Origin of the sequence: Streptomyces sp. NPDC001508 (assembly GCF_040298665.1) — a bacterium.
Taxonomy (GTDB): domain Bacteria; phylum Actinomycetota; class Actinomycetes; order Streptomycetales; family Streptomycetaceae; genus Streptomyces.
Window position 1 is genome coordinate 53,361 of the sequence record NZ_JBEPAP010000051.1, and the last position, 14,716, is coordinate 68,076.

General features: G+C 69.7%; 10 protein-coding genes and 3 pseudogenes. 5 read left to right on the forward strand and 8 right to left on the reverse strand.

Annotation, left to right across the window (positions count from 1 at the left end; translation table 11 throughout):
• Positions 1-16 precede the first annotated feature (16 nt).
• The 5 genes and pseudogenes from ABT245_RS33585 to ABT245_RS33605 all read right to left on the reverse strand — a co-directional run.
• Entirely contained in the window at positions 17-1,969 is a 1,953-nt protein-coding gene (locus tag ABT245_RS33585) for an ABC transporter permease/substrate-binding protein (protein ID WP_351741128.1), read from the reverse strand.
• Positions 1,959-3,488 (reverse strand): sugar ABC transporter ATP-binding protein, encoded by a 1,530-nt coding sequence (locus ABT245_RS33590; RefSeq protein ID WP_351741130.1) that lies wholly within the window; start codon positions 3,486-3,488, stop codon positions 1,959-1,961. Before ABT245_RS33590 ends, ABT245_RS33585 begins: the two co-directional genes overlap by 11 nt.
• The gene (locus tag ABT245_RS33595) at positions 3,485-4,519 is read right to left on the reverse strand and encodes a LacI family DNA-binding transcriptional regulator (protein WP_351741132.1); all 1,035 of its coding nucleotides are present in this window, start codon (positions 4,517-4,519) and stop codon (positions 3,485-3,487) included. The genes ABT245_RS33590 and ABT245_RS33595 overlap by 4 nt, the downstream gene beginning before the upstream one ends.
• A gap of 252 nt (positions 4,520-4,771) precedes the next feature.
• Positions 4,772-5,440, reverse strand: a complete 669-nt coding sequence (locus tag ABT245_RS33600; RefSeq protein ID WP_351741135.1) for a class I SAM-dependent methyltransferase — start codon at positions 5,438-5,440, stop codon at positions 4,772-4,774.
• Between the two features lie 321 nt (positions 5,441-5,761).
• Positions 5,762-6,376: pseudogene (locus ABT245_RS33605) on the reverse strand (hypothetical protein); the annotation flags it as partial.
• Here ABT245_RS33605 and ABT245_RS33610 point away from each other — a divergent pair.
• From ABT245_RS33610 to ABT245_RS33630, 5 genes and pseudogenes are all read left to right on the forward strand, one after another.
• Positions 6,377-6,730: pseudogene (locus ABT245_RS33610) on the forward strand (Scr1 family TA system antitoxin-like transcriptional regulator); the annotation flags it as partial.
• Between the two features lie 8 nt (positions 6,731-6,738).
• Complete coding sequence (locus tag ABT245_RS33615) at positions 6,739-6,966, forward strand: DUF397 domain-containing protein (protein WP_351741138.1); 228 nt, start codon at positions 6,739-6,741, stop codon at positions 6,964-6,966.
• Positions 6,953-7,147 (forward strand): DUF397 domain-containing protein, encoded by a 195-nt coding sequence (locus ABT245_RS33620; protein ID WP_351741140.1) that lies wholly within the window; start codon positions 6,953-6,955, stop codon positions 7,145-7,147. The genes ABT245_RS33615 and ABT245_RS33620 overlap by 14 nt, the downstream gene beginning before the upstream one ends.
• A 160-nt stretch (positions 7,148-7,307) precedes the next feature.
• Positions 7,308-9,560 carry an SF1B family DNA helicase RecD2 gene (gene recD2, locus ABT245_RS33625; protein WP_351741143.1) on the forward strand — a complete coding sequence of 751 codons (2,253 nt, stop codon included), beginning with the start codon at positions 7,308-7,310 and terminating at the stop codon, positions 9,558-9,560.
• A 197-nt stretch (positions 9,561-9,757) separates the two neighbouring features.
• Positions 9,758-11,047 carry a citrate synthase gene (locus ABT245_RS33630; RefSeq protein WP_351741146.1) on the forward strand — a complete coding sequence of 430 codons (1,290 nt, stop codon included), beginning with the start codon at positions 9,758-9,760 and terminating at the stop codon, positions 11,045-11,047.
• A 649-nt stretch (positions 11,048-11,696) separates the two neighbouring features.
• Here ABT245_RS33630 and ABT245_RS33635 read toward each other — a convergent pair.
• From ABT245_RS33635 to ABT245_RS33645, 3 genes and pseudogenes are all read right to left on the reverse strand, one after another.
• The gene (locus ABT245_RS33635; RefSeq protein WP_351741148.1) at positions 11,697-14,051 is read right to left on the reverse strand and encodes a heavy metal translocating P-type ATPase; all 2,355 of its coding nucleotides are present in this window, start codon (positions 14,049-14,051) and stop codon (positions 11,697-11,699) included.
• A gap of 115 nt (positions 14,052-14,166) precedes the next feature.
• Positions 14,167-14,406, reverse strand: a complete 240-nt coding sequence (locus ABT245_RS33640) for a heavy-metal-associated domain-containing protein (RefSeq protein ID WP_351741151.1) — start codon at positions 14,404-14,406, stop codon at positions 14,167-14,169.
• Between the two features lie 113 nt (positions 14,407-14,519).
• A pseudogene (locus ABT245_RS33645) lies at positions 14,520-14,716 on the reverse strand (PrsW family intramembrane metalloprotease); the annotation flags it as partial.

Genomic DNA, 14,716 nt, shown 5'->3' on the forward strand with positions numbered 1-14,716 from the left:
TGGTCGAGGCGCGGTGTCAGCCGGTGAACCCGTTCACGTTCTGCTCGGTGATGACCTTCACCGGCACCTTCACGGTCTTGTCGATCTTCTTGCCCTGGAGTGCCTTGAGCGCGTTGTCCACCGCGATCTTCCCCAACTGGGTGGGCTGTTGGGCCACGGACGCGTACAGCGTGCCGTCCTTCACGGCCGTCAGCCCGTCCGGGGTGCCGTCGAAGCCGACGACCGAGACGGACCGGCCGGCCTTGCCGCCCAGGGCCTTGATCGCGCCGAGGGCCATCTCGTCGTTGGCGGCGATGACGCCCTGCACGTCGGGGTGGGCCTGGAGCAGGTTCGACATCACGTCGAGGCCCTTGGTGCGGTCGAAGTCGGCGGGCTGCTGGGCCACGACCTGGATGCCCGGGTAGGCCTTGAGTCCCGCGGCGAAGCCGGCGGCGCGCTCGCGCGCGGCGGAGGTGCCGGCCTGGCCCTGGAGGATCACGATCTTCCCGTTGCCGCCGAGCTTCTCGGCGATCGTCTTGGCGGCGAGTTCACCGCCGGCGACGTTGTCGGAGGCGACCAGGGCGTCGGTGCGGGCGTTGTTGACGCCGCGGTCGACGGCGATCACGGGTATCTTCGCCCGGTCGGCCGCCTTCACGGAGTTGCTCGCCGCGTCCGAGTCCACCGGGTTGACGATGATCGCGCCGAGCCGCGAACTGGTGAAGTTCTGCAGCTGGTTGGCCTGCTGCGAGGCGTCGTTCTGGGCGTCCGTGACCGTCAGGTCCACCCCCAGCCGTTTCGCCTCGGCCTGGGCGCCCGCCCGGATCTGCACGAAGAAGGGGTTGTTGAGAGTGGACAGCGACAGGCCCACCTTCGGGTTGCCGCCGCCGGCGGACCCGTTGTGCAGGAAGGACGTCGCGCCGACGATCGCGACGGTGACCACGGCCGCGAGCGTGTACGTCGCCGCCTGCCTGCCCCTGTTGCCGCCGCCCGTGCCCGCGGCCTGCGACGTCGCACCCGCCTTGCGGCGCACGGTGTCGAGCAGCACGGCCAGCGCGATGACCACGCCGATCACGACCTGCTGCCAGAAGGCGGACACGGACAGCAGGTTGAGGCCGTTGCGCAGCACCGCCAGGATCAGCGCGCCGATCAGCGTGCCGGACGCCTTGCCGGTGCCGCCCGCGAGCGAGGCGCCGCCGATGACGACCGCGGCGATCGCGTCCAGTTCGTAGCCGTCGGCGGCCTGCGGCTGCGCGGAGGACAGCCGGGAGGCGAGCACGACGCCCGCGGCGGCGGCGAAGACACCCGAAAGGGCGTAGATCGCGAGCTTCTGCTTCTTGACCCGCAGACCCGACAGGCGCGCGGCCTCCTCGTTGCCGCCGATCGCGTACATGGAGCGGCCGATGTACGTACGGCCGAGCACGAGCGCCGCGATCAGCCCCATGACCACCATGACCAGCACGGGCACCGGCAGCCAGCCGCCCAGCGTGTCGCCGAGGTGCGAGACGGAGTCGGGGAGGGGGATGGGGGAGCCCTGCGAGATCACCAGGGACAGGCCGCGGCCCACCGACAGCATGGCGAGCGTCGCGATGAACGGCGGCAGTTTGCCGTACGCGATCAGGAAGCCGTTGACCAGGCCGCACGCGATACCGGTGGCGATCGCGAGGAGCACGGCGAGGGCGACCGGCACCCCGTGCCGGGTGGCGCTCCAGGCGAGGACCGTGGCCGACAGCGCGGCGACCGAGCCGACCGACAGGTCGATGCCCGCCGAGACGATCACAAAGGTGACGCCGAAGGCGAGGATCGCGGTCACGGCCGCCTGGACGCCGATGTTGAGCAGGTTGTCGGTCGTCAGGAAGTCACCGGACAGCGCCGACAGGGCGATGACGAGGACGATGAGCGCGGTGAGCGCGCCGTTGTCGAGCAGGAGGCGGCGCAGGCCGCCCGGGGCGCCACTCGCGCCCGTCTTGCCGGTGAGCGTGTCAGTGGCCACGAGCGGCCTCCGTTTCGGTCGTGGGAGCGGTGGGGGTGCTGACGGCGAGCGCCATCACGGCGTCCTGGGTGGCCTCGTCGGCCGCGAGTTCGCCCGCGATCCGGCCCTGGGCCATCACCAGCACCCGGTCGCTCATGCCCAGCACCTCCGGCAGATCGCTGGAGATCATCAGGACGGCGGCGCCCTGGGCGGTCAGTTCGTTGATGAGCTGGTAGATCTCGACCTTGGCGCCGACGTCGATGCCGCGCGTCGGCTCGTCGAGGATGAGCACCTTGGTGTCGGCGAGCAGCCACTTGCCGATGACGACCTTCTGCTGGTTGCCGCCGGAGAGCGTGCGCACCTGCTGCCCGAGGCCCGCCATCCGCACGCCCAGCTGCCCGGCGATCCGCTCGGCCGCCCGGTGCTGTGCCTTCCGGTCGACGAGCCCGGCACGGGTCGCGGACCGCATGGTCACCAGGCCGAGGTTCTCCTCGACCGACGCGTCGAGCACCAGGCCCTGGCCCTTGCGGTCCTCGGGCACCAGCCCGATCCCGGCCGCCATCGCCGCGTTGACGTCGTGCCGCCGCAGCGGCGCACCGGCGACCCGCACATCCCCCTTGTCGTAGGGGTCGGCGCCGAACACGGCCCGGACGACCTCGGTGCGGCCGGCGCCGACGAGTCCCGCGATGCCCACGACCTCGCCGGCGTGCACCTGGAAACTCACGTCGTGGAAGACGCCGTCGCGGGTGAGTCCGTCGACGGTGAGCAACGCGGCCCCGGCGCCGGCGCGCTCGCGCGGGTACTGCTGCTCGATGGAGCGGCCCACCATGAGCCGCACCAACTCGTCCTCGGGCGTCGTGGCCGGGACCTGACCGACGCTCCTGCCGTCCCGTATGACGGTCACCCGGTCGCCGAGGGCGGCGATCTCCTCCAGATGGTGGGTGATGAAGACCACGCCGACGCCGTCCTCGCGCAGCGTGCGCACGATGCCGAAGAGCGTGTCGACCTCCTCCGAGGTGAGCACCGCGGTCGGCTCGTCCATGATCAGTACGCGCGCGTCCAGGCTGAGCGCCTTGGCGATCTCGACCATCTGGAGCCGCGCGATGCCGAGTTCGCGTACACGCGCGCGTGGCGAGACATTCACGCCCACGCGCGCGAGGAGCACTTCGGCGTCCGCCTCCATCGTCCTGCGGTCGATCATTCCGAAGCGGCGCGGCTGGCGGCCCAGGAAGATGTTCTCGGCGACCGTCAGATCGGGCACCAGGTTGAACTCCTGGTAGATGGTGGCGATGCCGAGGCGTTCGGAGTCCTGCGCACTGTGGATGCGCACCTCCTCGCCGCCGACCAGGATCCGCCCGGCGTCGGGGCGGTAGGCGCCGGAGAGCATCTTGATCAACGTGCTCTTGCCCGCGCCGTTCTCACCGAGCAGCACATGCACCTCGCCGCGGCGCAGGTCGAAGTCGACGCCGTCGAGCGCGACCACGCCCGGGAAGGTCTTGCGCATGCCCTCGATGCGCAGCAACTCGTCCGGGTCGCTCACGGCTGGCTCCTGTTCGTTGCGGGGGACGGCTCCTGGGCGGCGGGCTCGCCGCACGAGCGGCGCACCACGAGCCGGGCGGCGAGGGTCACGGACTCGGGGGGCCGGCCCTCGATGCGGTCGACCAGGGCCCGTACGGCGGCCCGGCCGAGGTCGCCCGTGGGCTGGGCGACCGCGGTGATCGGCGGGTCGGTGTGCACGAACCACGGGATGTCGTCGAACGCGGCCAGCGCGAGGTCGTCCGGAACGCGCAGCCCGCGCGCGCGGATGGCGTCCAGCGCGCCCAGCGCCATCAGGTTGTCGGCGGCGAAGACGACCTCCGGCGGCTCGGGCAGGTCGAGGAAGTCCTCGGTGACCCGGCGTCCGCTCTCGGCCCGGAAGTCGCCCTGGCCTATGTAGGCGTCGGGGAGGGGCATTCCGTACTCGGCCATGGCGGCGCGGAAGGCCTCGACGCGCTCGCTGCCGGTCGTGGTGGCCGCGGGCCCCGCGATGATCGCGAGCCGCCGGTGCCCCAGCCGTTGCAGATGGGCGACCAGATCCCGGATCGCCGCGCGCCCGTCGGCCCTGACGACCGGCACGTCCACTCCAGGGATCCACCGATCGACGAACACCATCGGCGTGCCCGCGCGGACGGCGTCCAGCATCAGCGGCGAACCGCCGTCGGTCGGCGAGACGAGCAGCCCGTCGATCCGCCGGTCCCGCAGGGTCCGTACATGGTGGTCCTGGAGGTCGGGCCGCTCGTCGGCGTTGCCGATGACGACGCTGTAGCCGAGCGCGCGGGCCTCCTCCTCGACGGAACGGGCCAGTTCGGTGAAGTACGGGTTCAGTACGTCGCTGATGACCAGGCCGAGGGTGTGCGTCTGGTCGGTGCGCAGGGAACGGGCGACGGCGTTGGGCCGGTAGCCGAGGCCGTCGACGGCGGCCAGCACGCGCGTGCGTGCGTCCGCGCTGACCGACGGGTGACCGTTCAGGACGCGCGAGACCGTGGCGACGGAAACCCCCGCCGCGGCGGCGACGTCCTTGATGCTCGCCATCGCCGTTCCACCTCCTTGTGGATATGCATGGAATCGATTACATCGACACGTACGGAGGATTGGAATCGATTACACAAGCCATACGCAACCCCTGACCCCACGCCGAAACCCAATCGTGACCCGGGCCCTGGGTGCGGAGGACCCCGGAGCCGCGCCCACCACCTACAGGGCAGGCCCGCGCCCACCATCTGCACGGCCGGCCCGCGCCCCGCCCGCTCCGGCACAGCTGAGAGGGGGCCGGGGGCTAGGAAGTCAAGCCGGTTCCTCGGTGGTCGGCTTGTAGGCCAGGAAACTGGCGAACTTCCAGTTCAGTTCCTCGTCGGGCTCCTGCACCAGCTGAGCGGTGATGGTGAAGTGGGCCTGGTTCAGCAGCTCAGCGAGCTGGTGTGGGGGCAGCCGATACGACGCGTAGGACACGGGGTGGCCGCCATAGCCGTGGGTCGGACGGCGGTGCTCACCGGTGCCTACGTGGCCGGCGAGGAGGAGATGTCCGCCGGGTGCCAGGGTGCGGTGGAACTCGGCGAACACGTCCGGCAGCAGCTTTGGAGGTGTGTGGTGGGTGGAGTAGTACGCCAGGATGCCGCCGAGCGTGTTGTCCTCGATCTCCAGCGCGGTCATGGAGCCCACGGAGAAGCGCAGGTCCGGATAGGTGCTTCGGGCCAGTTCGATCATCTTTGGGGACACATCGATGCCGAATGCAGAAACCCCGAGTCCGGCCATGTGCGCCGTCACTCTTCCGGGTCCGCAGCCCAGGTCCGCGACCGGTCCTCGGTCAGATGCCTGCACCGACTCGGCGAAGGCGGTCAGCATCGAGCGTGACAGGGGGTCCAACTCGGACGGGGCCTTGACCAGGGCGGCGTAGTCGTCGGCCACGATGTCGTACGACTCCCGGACCGCGGCAAGGTAGGAAGGCTCAGTCACGCGCTGTATCCAGACGGGTGCACTGACAGCGCCGGTGACCGATGGCCGACTCACACAGATGCTTGAGGGAGTGGGGTGAAGGCGTGTTGTTCGTCGCTGCAGAATGCACAGGATCGCCTTACGCCGCCCTTCGACAGGGCCCGCTTTGCGCCATTCTTCGCGGGCCTGTTCCAGGCCTTCTTTACGCCCTTCTTCACGTACCTGTTCGGCGAGCGGGTGTCGCCAGAAGTACTGGATTGCCATCAGCAAGTCCCCCGACGTGTGCTGGGTGGATGATGATGCGGGCCGCCCGTGACGCGGACGACCCGGCGGTTCACTTGCTTACTCTTCACGGAAGAGTTCGGCGGCGTTGGTGGCGTGCATGGCTCGCTGGGCCCATACCTCAAGCTGGTCCAGATCGGTGCAGGCGCTCATGCGCTCGCGGACGGCTTGGGGTACCGGGATTCCGCGCCATTCGAGCATGCGCAGGACCATCTCACGGCGTTCTTGGATGCGTCCTTCTTCACGTACCTGTTCGGCCAGCGGGTGTCGCCAGAAGTACTGGATCGCCGTCATCAAGTCCCTCCGCATCTGCTTCGCCTGGGGATCGGCCAGGCATGAGTCGACGAACTGCACGAAGACCGCGGCACTGTCGGCGTCGACGGTCCGCAGGGCGGCTGCCAGAGACTCTGGTATGACGGCGGCCTGCGGTCCCCGCCCGTGTGTCATCGCCGACAGCACCGCAAGGGGTACGTCTCGCTCGGCCTGCCGCTCGTCCGCGATCACGGGCACGTTGTCCGGGCCCAGCACCAGCGGCCGTACGGTCAGCGATTCCCAGCCGGGGAAGCCCAACCGGATGGGTTTCGACGCCCACTTGGCCGTGGCGCTGTTCTGGGTGATGACGATGAGCACGGGCTCACAGCGGTACTTCTCATACAAGTACGACAGGTAATAGGGCCGTACGAAGCCGTCGTGCACGAGGCGGCGTTGCGCATCATGGTGAGTGACCGTGGTGCCACCCGATCCCAGCTCGCCCGTCTTCTTGAACTCTCCGAAGTCGATCACATCACGGTTCGCGTCATCCCCTTTGACCTAGAGGGCTTTGCCGGCGCGGCGAGTGCCATGACGTACGCAGGTGGTTCCGTACCCAAGCTGGATACGGTCGTACGCGATGCGCCCCACGGCGCCGCGTTCGTTGATTCCGAAGCCCAACTCAGCGCCTTTCGAACGCTCTTCCGTAAAGTGGAGGCCGCGTCACTTCGTCCCGAACGGTCGCGGGACTTCATCCACAGGCTGATCAAAGAGCTGTGAGGTACCCCATGGACACCCTCGACAACTGGCGAAAGTCGTCCTACTCGGGCCCCGGCGACGGTGACTCCTGCGTGGAAGTCGCACACCACCGCACCCGAGTTGGCATACGAGACTCCAAGGACCGCGCCCACGGCCCCCTCACCTTTCCAGCCCCTGTGTTCTCGGCCTTCCTGGAAGCCGTGAAGTCGCGTCCCACCCCTGAGGGAGACGGTGAGGCATCCCATGACCACGCCTGACAGTTGGCGCAAGTCGTCCTACTCCGGTGCCGGGGACGGCAACTCCTGCGTGGAAGTCGCAAACCGCCCCACCCACATCGCCATCCGCGACTCCAAGGACCCCGCCCACGGCCCCCTCACCTTCCCCACCCCCATCTTCTCCACCTTCCTGCAAGCCCTCAAGGAGCACCCCCGCCCCTGAGCACCCCCGCTGACAACTACTCGCCGGGATCGTCCGCCCAGCGCAGGAACGGTCCGGGACTTCGAGGAGTAACCCGAAGGCCCCACCACCCCCGCCCACGCCCCCATCCGCGCACCTCCCGCGAGCGGCGCTGTCACAGCCCGGCGGTACGGTCGGGGGCATGGTGCAGCAGGCGGGGAACCCCACCGAGCGGAAGCTTGCCGTACTCGAAGGCGTGCTGGAGCGGATCACGTACGCCAACGAGGACAACGGCTACACGGTCGCGCGTGTCGACACCGGCAGGGGCGCCGGTGACCTGCTCACCGTGGTCGGTGCGCTGCTCGGCGCGCAGGTGGGCGAGTCGCTGCGGATGGAGGGCCGCTGGGGCTCCCACCCGCAGTACGGCAAGCAGTTCACCGTGGAGAACTACACGACCGTCCTGCCGGCCACCGTCCAGGGCATCCGCCGCTACCTCGGCTCGGGCCTGGTCAAGGGCATCGGCCCGGTGTTCGCGGACCGCATCACGCAGCACTTCGGCCTGGACACGCTGCGGATCATCGAGGAGGAGCCCAAGCGGCTGATCGAGGTGCCCGGTCTCGGCCCCAAGCGCACCAAGAGGATCGCCGACGCCTGGGAGGAGCAGAAGGCGATCAAGGAGGTCATGCTCTTCCTGCAGACCGTCGAGGTCTCCACCTCCATCGCGGTGCGCATCTACAAGAAGTACGGCGACGCCTCGATCTCCGTCGTGAAGAACCAGCCGTACCGGCTGGCGGCGGACGTGTGGGGCATCGGCTTCCTGACCGCCGACAAGATCGCCCAGTCCGTGGGCATCCCGCACGACAGCCCGGAGCGCGTCAAGGCGGGCCTTCAGTACGCGCTGTCCCAGTCCACCGACCAGGGCCACTGCTTCCTGCCCGAGGAGCGGCTCATCGCGGACGCGGTGAAGCTGCTCCAGGTCGACACCGGCCTGGTCATCGAGTGCCTCGCCGAGCTGGCCGAGCCGCCGAAGGACGGGTCCGACCCGGGTGTCGTACGGGAGAAGGTGCCCGGACCCGACGGCGGCGAGCCCGTCACCGCGGTCTACCTCGTCCCCTTCCACCGTGCCGAACTCTCCCTCGCCGCCCAGCTGCTGCGCCTGCTGCGCACGGACGAGCACCGGATGCCGTCCTTCCGGGACGTGGACTGGGACAAGGCCCTGGGCTGGCTCAAGGGGCGCACCGGCGCCGACCTCGCGCCGGAGCAGGAGGCGGCCGTGCGGCTGGCGCTGACCGAGAAGGTCGCCGTCCTCACCGGCGGCCCCGGCTGCGGCAAGTCCTTCACGGTCCGCTCCATCGTGGAGCTGGCCCGCGCCAAACAGGCCAGGGTCGTGCTGGCCGCTCCCACCGGCCGCGCGGCCAAGCGGCTGGCCGAGCTGACCGGCGCCGAGGCGTCCACCGTGCACCGGCTGCTGGAGCTGAAGCCGGGCGGCGACGCGGCGTACGACAAGGACCGCCCGCTCCAGGCCGACCTGGTCGTCGTGGACGAGGCGTCCATGCTGGATCTGCTGCTCGCCAACAAGCTGGTCAAGGCGGTGCCGCCGGGTGCCCATCTGCTCTTCGTCGGGGATGTGGACCAGTTGCCCAGCGTCGGGGCCGGCGAGGTGCTGCGGGATCTGCTGGCCGACGGCGGCCCGATCCCGGCCGTCCGGCTCACCCGGGTCTTCCGGCAGGCGCAGCAGTCCGGCGTGGTGACCAACGCGCACCGCATCAACTCCGGCCGGCACCCGGTCACCGACGGCATGAAGGACTTCTTCCTGTTCGTCGAGGAGGACACGGAGGCGGCCGGACGGCTCACCGTGGACGTGGCCGCGCGCCGTATCCCGGCCCGGTTCGGCCTCGATCCGCGCCGGGACGTGCAGGTGCTCGCGCCGATGCACCGCGGCCCGGCCGGCGCCGGCACCCTCAACGGGCTGCTTCAGCAGGCCGTCACGCCGGGCCGTCCGGATCTGCCCGAGAAGCGGTTCGGCGGCCGGGTCTTCCGCGTCGGCGACAAGGTGACCCAGATTCGCAACAATTACGAGAAAGGCGAGAACGGCGTCTTCAACGGCACCGTGGGCGTGGTCACCTCGCTCGATCCGGTCGAGCAGCGGCTGACGGTGCTGACGGACGAGGACGAGGAGGTGCCGTACGAGTTCGACGAACTGGACGAGCTGGCGCACGCGTACGCGGTGACCATCCACCGCTCGCAGGGCAGCGAGTACCCGGCGGTGGTGATCCCGGTGACCACGGGCGCCTGGATGATGCTCCAGCGCAATCTGCTGTACACGGCGGTCACCCGGGCCAAGCGGCTGGTCGTCCTCGTCGGTTCGCGCAGGGCGATCGGCCAGGCGGTGCGCACCGTTTCGGCCGGCCGGCGGTGCACGGCCCTCGACTTCCGGCTGGAGCACCGAAAATGATCGATCAGATGAGTCGGGAAGGTCACAGAGCCCTTCCAGATGGGCTGACAACGGGGCAGGATGAGCAGGTTGGCGGCACTGAGTGCCGCCGATAAGCCCAATGGTCGACCCCGAGTGCACTCTCCTGAGCCAAATGGGGGATGGTAGAGACAGTCAGGGCACCTCGAAGATGAGGCACTACGTCGGTGAGGGAAGACGTGAGCGACAACTCTGTAGTACTGCGGTACGGCGACGGCGAGTACACCTACCCGGTGATCGACAGCACCGTCGGCGACAAGGGCTTCGACATCGGGAAGCTCCGCGCTCAGACCGGTCTGGTGACTCTGGACAGCGGTTACGGCAACACGGCTGCCTATAAATCCGCCGTCACCTACCTCGACGGTGAGGCGGGCATCCTGCGCTACCGCGGCTACCCGATCGAGCAGCTGGCCGAGCGCTCCACGTTCCTGGAGGTGGCCTACCTGCTGATCAACGGTGAGCTGCCGACCGTCGACGAGCTGACCACGTTCAAGAACGACGTCACCCAGCACACACTGCTGCACGAGGACGTCAAGAACTTCTACACGGGCTTCCCGCGCGACGCCCACCCGATGGCGATGCTGTCCTCGGTCGTCTCGGCGCTGTCCACGTTCTACCAGGACAGCCACAACCCGTTCGACGAGAAGCAGCGCAACCTCTCCACCATCCGTCTGCTCGCCAAGCTCCCGACGATCGCGGCGTACGCCTACAAGAAGTCGATCGGCCACCCGTTCGTCTACCCGCGCAACGATCTCGGCTACGTCGAGAACTTCCTGCGCATGACCTTCTCGGTGCCGGCGGACGAGTACCAGCCGGACCCGGTGGTCGTCTCCGCCCTCGACAAGCTGCTGATCCTGCACGCGGACCACGAACAGAACTGTTCGACCTCCACGGTGCGTCTGGTCGGCTCTTCCCAGGCCAATATGTTCGCGTCGATCTCGGCGGGCATCAACGCGCTGTGGGGCCCGCTGCACGGCGGCGCCAACCAGTCCGTCCTGGAGATGCTGGAGGGCATCCGCGACTCCGGCGCCGACGTCGACACCTTCATCCGCAAGGTGAAGAACAAGGAGGACGGCGTCCGTCTGATGGGCTTCGGCCACCGGGTCTACAAGAACTTCGACCCGCGCGCCAAGATCATCAAGGCTGCCGCGCACGATGTGCTCTCCGCCCTCGGCAAGGAGGACGAGCTGCTCGACATCGCCCTCAAGCTGGAGGAGCACGCCCTCTCCGACAGCTACTTCGTCGAGCGCAAGCTCTATCCGAACGTGGACTTCTACACCGGTCTGATCTACCGGGCCATGGGCTTCCCGACGGAGATGTTCACCGTTCTGTTCGCCCTCGGCCGGCTGCCGGGCTGGATCGCCCAGTGGCAGGAAATGATCAAGGAGCCGGGGTCCCGCATCGGCCGCCCGCGCCAGATCTACACGGGCGTCGTCGAGCGTGACTTCGTGCCGGTCGAGAAGCGCTGACACCGCTGGCGCGAGGGCGCCGCGGCCCTGGGGGCCGCGGCACAGCTCTGTTCGCGGAGTGCGACGGTTCCGCGTGACGGCTCCGGCGCCCCGGAGGCGAACCGAGCCCTGAGGAAAAGCAGAAGGCGCCCTGGAACGCCGGTCCCCCCACGGGCCGACGACCAGGGCGCCTTCCCGTGTCCCGGTACGGATTCCCCCCACGGGATCCGGCCGGGCGCCTGCGAAAGCAGCGCCTGAATCGCTGCGTGAGCACAACGGGCAAACCCGTCGCACTCCAGTGATGCGGTGCGATCTGCCGGGACCCGCACGGTCGGGGTGGCCGCTCAAAGCTCCCCGCTGCACGTGCCCCGGCAACGCATCTCTGAGGAAGTCCCCCAAGACATCCTCAGATGCCGGCCGACGCCCCCCAAGACGCCGACTGACATCGCCAACTTAGACCGTCGAAGCCCTTCGATGGTTACGTTCACATCACTGTGATCTGCGTCTCTTGCATATGTCCTTAAAGTACGCAAGAGCCCCAATATGGCGATCGGGGCCAAGCGTAAGGATGATGCGCGAGCCTTGTGAAGAGCTTATGTGAGGCTCGCGCCGGACTCTAGGGGGACTTTTACTTCGACCTCGACCTACTGTCGGTAACTTCGGGTCCGGCTTACCGGAACCGCCGCAGACGCAGGCTGTTCGTCACCACGAACACCGACGAAAAGGCCATCGCCGCCCCGGCGATCATGGGGTTCAGCAGCCCGGCCGCCGCCAGCGGCAGCGCGGCCACGTTGTAGCCGAAGGCCCACACCAGATTGCCCTTGATCGTGGCCAGCGTACGCCGGGACAGCCGGATGGCGTCCGCGGCCACCCGCAGATCCCCGCGCACCAGCGTCAGATCGCCCGCCTCGATCGCCGCGTCCGTGCCGGTGCCCATCGCGAGCCCGAGATCGGCGGTGGCGAGCGCCGCCGCGTCGTTGACGCCGTCGCCCACCATGGCCACGATCCGCCCCTCGCGCCGCAGCCGCCGTACGACATCGACCTTGTCCTCGGGCAGCACCTCGGCGATCACCTCGTCGATCCCCACGGCCTTGGCGACGGACCGCGCGACCACCTGGTTGTCCCCGGTCAGCAGCACCGGCCTGAGACCCAGCGCGCGCAGCTCCCGTACGGCCTCGGCGCTGGTCTCCCTGACCGCGTCGGCGACGGCGAGGACCCCGCGCGCGGCCCCGTCCCAGCCGGCCACGACGGCCGTACGACCGTTCCTCTCGGCCTGTGCCACCGCCCGGCCCAGCTGCGGCGGCAGTTCGTCGAAGAGCCGCCCCACGGCCACCTCGCGGCCCTCGACACGCCCGCGTACGCCCCGTCCCGGGACGTTCTCGAAGTGCTCGGCCAGCGGCAGCGTCCCGACCCGCTCCCCGGCGCCGGCCGCGACCGCCCGGGCCACCGGATGCTCGGAGGCGTGCTCCAGGGCGCCCGCGAGCCGCAGCAGTTCCTTCTCGTCGGTCCCCTCGGCGGCGTACACCTCCTGGAGGGTCATCCGGCCGGTGGTGACCGTACCGGTCTTGTCCAGGACGACGGTGTCGACGCGGCGCGTGGACTCCAGGACCTCAGGGCCCTTGATGAGGATGCCGAGCTGCGCGCCCCGGCCGGTGCCGACCATCAGCGCGGTGGGCGTGGCCAGGCCCAGTGCGCACGGACAGGCGATGATCAGCACCGCGACGGCCGCCGTGAAGGCGGCGGCGGTGTCGCCCGTGACGCCGAGCCAGACCCCGAAGGTGGCGGCGGCGATCAGGATGACCGCCGGGACGAACACCGCGGAGATCCGGTCGGCGAGCCGCTGCACCTCGGCCTTGCCGTTCTGGGCGTCCTCCACCAGCTTCGCCATCCGGGCCAGCCGGGTGTCCGTGCCGACCCGGGTGGCCTCGACGACCAGCCGTCCGCCCGCGTTGACCGTGGCGCCGGTGACGGCGTCGCCGACGCCCACGTCCAGCGGCACCGACTCACCGGTCAGCAGGGACTGGTCGATCGCGGAGACCCCCTCGATCACGGTGCCGTCGGTGGCGACCTTCTCGCCGGGGCGCACGACGAACCGGTCGCCGACCCGCAGCTGCGCCACCGGCACGCGTACCTCGCGCCCCTCCCGCAGCACGGCCACGTCCTTGGCGCCCAGCTCCATCAGCGCCCGCAGGGCGGCGCCCGCGCGCCGCTTGGCGCGGGCCTCCAGGAAGCGGCCCAGCAGGATGAGCGTGACGACGCCGGCGGCGACCTCCAGATAGATGACGGAGGCGGGGTCCATCCGGGCGACGGTGAACCGGAACTCGTCGTGCATGCCCGGCATGCCCGCGTCGCCGAGGAACAGCGCCCACAGCGACCAGCCGAACGCGGCCAGTGTGCCGACCGAGACCAGGGTGTCCATGGTGGCCGCGCCATGCCGGGCGTTGGTCCAGGCGGCCCGGTGGAAGGGCAGTCCGCCCCAGACGACGACCGGAGCGGCCAGGGTCAGCGAGAGCCACTGCCAGTTGTCGAACTGGAGGGCCGGAACCATGGCGAGCAGGACCACGGGCACGGCCAGCAGGGCGGAGCCGAGCAGCCGCTGGCGCAGCGCCGTCAGCTCGGGGTCCTCGGGGGTCTGCCGCGGTGCTGCGGCCTCGGGCGGCCGCGGTGGCGGGGGTTCCTCGGCGGTGTACCCCGTCTTCTCCACGGTGGCGATCAGATCGGCGACCTGGACCCCGTCGGCACAGCTGATCTTCGCCTTCTGTGTCGCGAAGTTCACGGTGGCGGTGACGCCGTCCATGCGGTTGAGCTTCTTCTCGACCCGGGCGGCGCAGGAGGCGCAGGTCATGCCCCCGATGAGCAGGTCGACCTCGCGGACGGCCGAGGACTCGCGGGTCGCGGGGGTCCTGGGGGGCTTGGTGGGTTCGGGGGGTGTTGGGGCTTTGGAGGAGGTGGGAGCTTGGGGGCCGATTGGGGCTTTGGAGGGCTTGGTCGTCGCCGCGGTGGGTCCCGTGGTGGTGCTGGTCATGTCCGGACTCCAGACAACGGACCGGGCCGTACGGATCAGTGTCGGCTGGTCGGCACGGCCCGGACGGGGGAGGGGGTGTCTCGGCTCTGGGTGCGAGTGCTCGGGCCGTACGGGCTCAGAGCGTGCCGACGAGTTCGAAGCCGGCCTCGTCGACGGCGGCGCGGACGGCCTCCGCGTCGAGCGGCGCGGCGGAGACGACGGTGACCTCGCCGCTCGACGCGACGGCCTTCACCGAGCTGACGCCGGGGATCTCCGAGATCTCCCCGGAGACGGCACCCTCACAGTGGCCGCAGCTCATTCCGCTCACCTGGTAGACGGTCGTGACGGAGTCCGGGTTGTCGGTCTGGGCGGTCATGGCATCGCTCCTCGTCCGTGGCAGCTGGGGCCGATGAGTCCCACAGTGGGGCCTGCGTCAACCAGTATACCCCTAGGGGGTACTCGCAAGGGTGGAAAACCCCGCGGTCGTGCTCACAACCGGTCGCGGCCCTGTCCCTCGGGCGCGCGCAACGCCAGCGCGGCGCACACCAGGGAGCCGCCGAGCAGCAGCAGCGTGGGCAGCGAGGCGGCCTTCTGTGTCGCGTACCCGATCAGGGCGGCCGGCACCAGCAGGGCGGGCGCGCCCCACAGCCGGCGCCGCCACCGGCCCCCGCGCAGCCGGCGGCGGG

Excerpts from the sequence above, each read along its gene's own strand:
- ABT245_RS33615 (WP_351741138.1), top strand. The coding sequence starts at position 6,739 with ATGGACACCCTCGACAACTGGCGAAAGTCGTCCTACTCGGGCCCCGGC.
- ABT245_RS33620 (WP_351741140.1), top strand. The coding sequence starts at position 6,953 with ATGACCACGCCTGACAGTTGGCGCAAGTCGTCCTACTCCGGTGCCGGG.
- ABT245_RS33635 (WP_351741148.1), bottom strand. The coding sequence starts at position 14,051 with ATGACCAGCACCACCACGGGACCCACCGCGGCGACGACCAAGCCCTCC.
- recD2 (WP_351741143.1), top strand. The coding sequence starts at position 7,308 with ATGGTGCAGCAGGCGGGGAACCCCACCGAGCGGAAGCTTGCCGTACTC.
- ABT245_RS33595 (WP_351741132.1), bottom strand. The coding sequence starts at position 4,519 with ATGGCGAGCATCAAGGACGTCGCCGCCGCGGCGGGGGTTTCCGTCGCC.
- ABT245_RS33640 (WP_351741151.1), bottom strand. The coding sequence starts at position 14,406 with ATGACCGCCCAGACCGACAACCCGGACTCCGTCACGACCGTCTACCAG.